1 protein-coding gene, 2 pseudogenes and 2 riboswitches are annotated in these 3,564 nt (G+C 30.3%); of the genes and pseudogenes, 2 read left to right on the top strand and 1 reads right to left on the bottom strand.

The annotated features are described in order from the left end of the window. A pseudogene (locus AMN95_RS05185) lies at positions 1 to 1,063 on the top strand (preprotein translocase subunit SecA); the annotation flags it as partial. On the opposite strand, the gene AMN95_RS05180 reads toward AMN95_RS05185, so the two are convergent. Beyond that, the gene (locus tag AMN95_RS05180; RefSeq protein ID WP_075522901.1) at positions 1,058 to 2,158 is read right to left on the bottom strand and encodes an acetyl-CoA carboxylase carboxyltransferase subunit alpha; all 1,101 of its coding nucleotides are present in this window, start codon (positions 2,156 to 2,158) and stop codon (positions 1,058 to 1,060) included. The pseudogene AMN95_RS05185 and the gene AMN95_RS05180 overlap by 6 nt on opposite strands. 90 nt (positions 2,159 to 2,248) lie before the next feature. After that, positions 2,249 to 2,335: riboswitch (glycine riboswitch) on the top strand. Between the two features lie 4 nt (positions 2,336 to 2,339). Further along, positions 2,340 to 2,396: riboswitch (glycine riboswitch) on the top strand. 19 nt (positions 2,397 to 2,415) lie between these two features. Here AMN95_RS05180 and AMN95_RS05175 point away from each other — a divergent pair. Further along, positions 2,416 to 3,564: pseudogene (locus AMN95_RS05175) on the top strand (malate synthase G); the annotation flags it as partial.

Raw genomic sequence — 3,564 nt, 5'->3', positions numbered from 1 at the left:
ACCAACATATCCTATTGTTTGCCCTTGTTTGACTCTTACTCCTCTTTTTATTCCTAAAGCAAAAATTAAAAACTTGGGTGGATTATTTGTAATTGGTACAGAAAGAATGGAGTCTAGAAGGGTAGATAATCAAGCAAGAGGAAGATCGGGAAGACAAGGTGACGAAGGAAGCTCAATATTTTTTGTTAGCCTTGAAGACGATCTCATGAGAATATTTGGGTCAGAGTCGATGAACAATATTCTTGAAAAATTAGGGTTAAAGGATGGCGAAAGTATAGATCATCCATGGATTAATAAAGCTTTAGAAAGAGCACAACAAAAAGTTGAAGCCAGAAACTTTGACATAAGAAAAACTTTAATTAAATTTGATAACGTTCTTAATGATCAAAGACACGTAATTTTTTCTCAAAGAAATGATGCAATAAGTAGTGAAGAGATTTTTCAATATTCAGAAGATTTTTTAAATGAAATAATTGATGATTTAATAAGATTTAAGTCTCAAAAAGTATCAAATCCAAAGAGTAAAGAATTTAATACTAGACTTAAGACTTTAATGGGTAAGAGTCTAGAAGATAACCAGCTTGAAAAGCTATGCGCACTAAATGATATTGATTTTAAAAAACAAATATTAAGTAAATTTATTGGAATGAGAAATGAAAGAATAAAATTTTTAGGTGAAAGTCAATCAAAAGAAATTGAAAAAAGAATTTTACTTCAATCGATTGATATGAATTGGAAATCACATATTCAATATTTAGAACAATTAAGACAAGTTGTTGGTCTTAGATCTTATGGTCAAAGAGACCCCTTAATTGAATATAAAAAAGAGGCTTTTGAACTATTTTCAAATCTTCTTGATAAATTAAAGTTAGATTATGTAACAATTTTAATGAATTTGAAAGTTGTTGAACAGCCTCCAGCAAACGAAAATTTAAAAAAAGAAACCAATATTTTAAACAACCCTAAATGTCTTTTAATTTTGAAAAAAAATCAAAAAATTTCAAGAAATGACAGATGTGAAGCTTCAGGTAAAAAATTTAAAAATTGTTGTGGAGCCTTATAAGATAAAAACTATTAAAAGAGTTAATAACATTAAAAAACCAATAACATACATAAAATTCTTTTTATTTTGATAAAAAAAATGCTCCAAGTTGTTTTTTTTATTTTCTAAAGAACTCAAACTTTCGAGATTACTAATAAAACCCTTCTCTCTTCCAATTTTAAGAAATTTGTTTTTTCTTTGTTCCAAGATTTCTTGCGATGACATTTGCTGAAAAAAGTTTAAATTTTTAGAAATGGTCTCTTTAACACTTTTTAATATTAAAATTCTATCTCTATGAGCTCCTCCTAAAGGCTCTTGAATAATTTCATCTATCACTTTAAGCTCCAAAAGATCTTTTGCAGATAATTTCATTGCTTTAGCCGCATCGAGCATTTTCTTTGGATCTCTCCATAATATGGTTGCACATCCTTCCGGTGATATGACAGAATATATAGCATTTTCCAACATGATAACTTTGTTTGCAGACGCCAATGCTATAGCACCACCCGAACCGCCCTCTCCAATTACTATGGCTATTGTAGGAACCTTTAATTTCATACAACATTCAATTGATTTTGCAATTGCCTCTGCTTGTCCTCTTTCCTCAGCCCCGACTCCTGGGTATGCCCCCGGTGTATCTATAAATGATATTATTGGAATATTAAATTTATCTGCTAACTCCATCAGTCTGATGGTTTTTCTATATCCCTCTGGCCTCATCATCCCAAAATTTCTTTCAATTCTAGATTCTAAATTTTCTCCTTTCTCTTGACCAATAACTAAAACTGATTGACCATCAAATTTTGCAAATCCAGTAATAACTGATTTATCTTCACCGTAATATCTGTCTCCTGCTAAAGATATGAAATCTTCAAATAAATTATCTATAAAGAATTTTGATTTTGGTCTATCCTCATGTCTGGCAACCATTGTGGTTTGCCAAGGATTCAAAGATGAATAAATTTCTTTTAACTTTTTATCTAATTCATCTTGAGTTTTTGAAATTTTATTTGTATCAACTTCCGATATTCCATCTTGATTATAAGGATCTTTTAATTTCTCAAGCTCATCCTCTAGATCTTTAATTTCATTTTCAAAATTTAAATAATTTTTCATTAGAGTTTAATTAATACTTATGTGTCAAAAAAGGCAATAAAATGTTAATGTTATAATAATCAATTGACATCAAAATATATAATAGTAAGTTTGATTTTGTCGGGAGAGACTATTAATTTAGCACCGAAGGAGCAACCACCCCGGAAACTCTCAGGTATAATGGACCGACGAAGCATAACACTCTGGAAAGGAAAATATTTCCGCCGAAGGAGCAAAAACTCTCAGGCCAAAATACAGATGGGGCAATTAGAAGTGATATGCAAGACAAATATACCAAAGTAAATAATTTAAAAGTATCTAATGAACTCTTAGATTTCGTCAATAATGAACTTTTGAAAGATACTGAAATTTTACCTAAGGATTTTTGGAAAGGTTTTGACAAAGTTGTTCATGAACTAGCTCCAAAAAATAAAGAGTTATTAAAAATTAGAGATGAATTTCAAAAAAAGATTGATGAATGGCATATCAAAAATAAAAGTAATGAACTTAATCATGATGAATATAAAAAATTTTTATCAAAAATTGGTTATTTAAAAGAGGTAGGGCCTGATTTTAAAATTGAAACAAATAATATAGATGATGAGATTGCAAAAATTGCAGGCCCGCAACTTGTAGTTCCAATCATGAACGCAAGATACGCTTTAAATGCTGCAAATGCTAGATGGATGAGTCTCTATGACAGTTTGTATGGGACTGATGCAATAGAACAATCTGAGGATAGCACATCACAGAGATATGATCCAGAGAGAGGAGAATTTGTTATAAAATATGGAAGAGAATTTTTAGACAAATACTTCACATTAAATAACTTTAGTTGGAAAAAAATTACAGGAATGGCTATTCAAAACGGAGAGTTAAAAATATTAAAAGGGGTTGATGTTACAAATTTAAAAGATAAAAATAAATTTGTAGGTCACCGTGGAGAAGTTGATAATCCTTCAGCTATTATTTTAAAAAATAACAATCTTCACATAGAAATTTTAAAAAATCCCAGAGCTTTTAGTGCACAACAAGATCATGCTGGTATAAGTGATATAATATTAGAATCCGCTGTCTCCACAATTTGTGATAATGAAGATAGCGTTGCAGCAGTAGATGCAAATGACAAGGTGCTTTGTTATAAAAATTGGTTGGGTCTAATGAAAGGAAGCCTTGTAAGTCAATTCGAAAAAGAGGGAAAAACTTTTGAAAGAAAATTGAACCCTAATAGAAGTTATATTTCCAAAGATGGCAAGGGTTTAAAATTACATGGTCGTAGTTTACTTTTAATTAGAAACGTGGGACACCTAATGACTAATCCCTCAATAATTTTAAATGATGGATCTGAGATACCTGAAGGTTTGATGGATGCGTTCATAACCACTGCTGCTGCTTTGCACGATATAAAAAAGAAAGGTAATTCAAGA

The organism is Candidatus Pelagibacter communis (assembly GCF_001180185.1).
GTDB classification, from domain to species: Bacteria; Pseudomonadota; Alphaproteobacteria; order Pelagibacterales; family Pelagibacteraceae; genus Pelagibacter; species Pelagibacter ubique_F.
The sequence above is the reverse complement of the archived record's forward strand: the minus strand, read 5'-3'. Positions and strand labels throughout refer to the sequence as shown.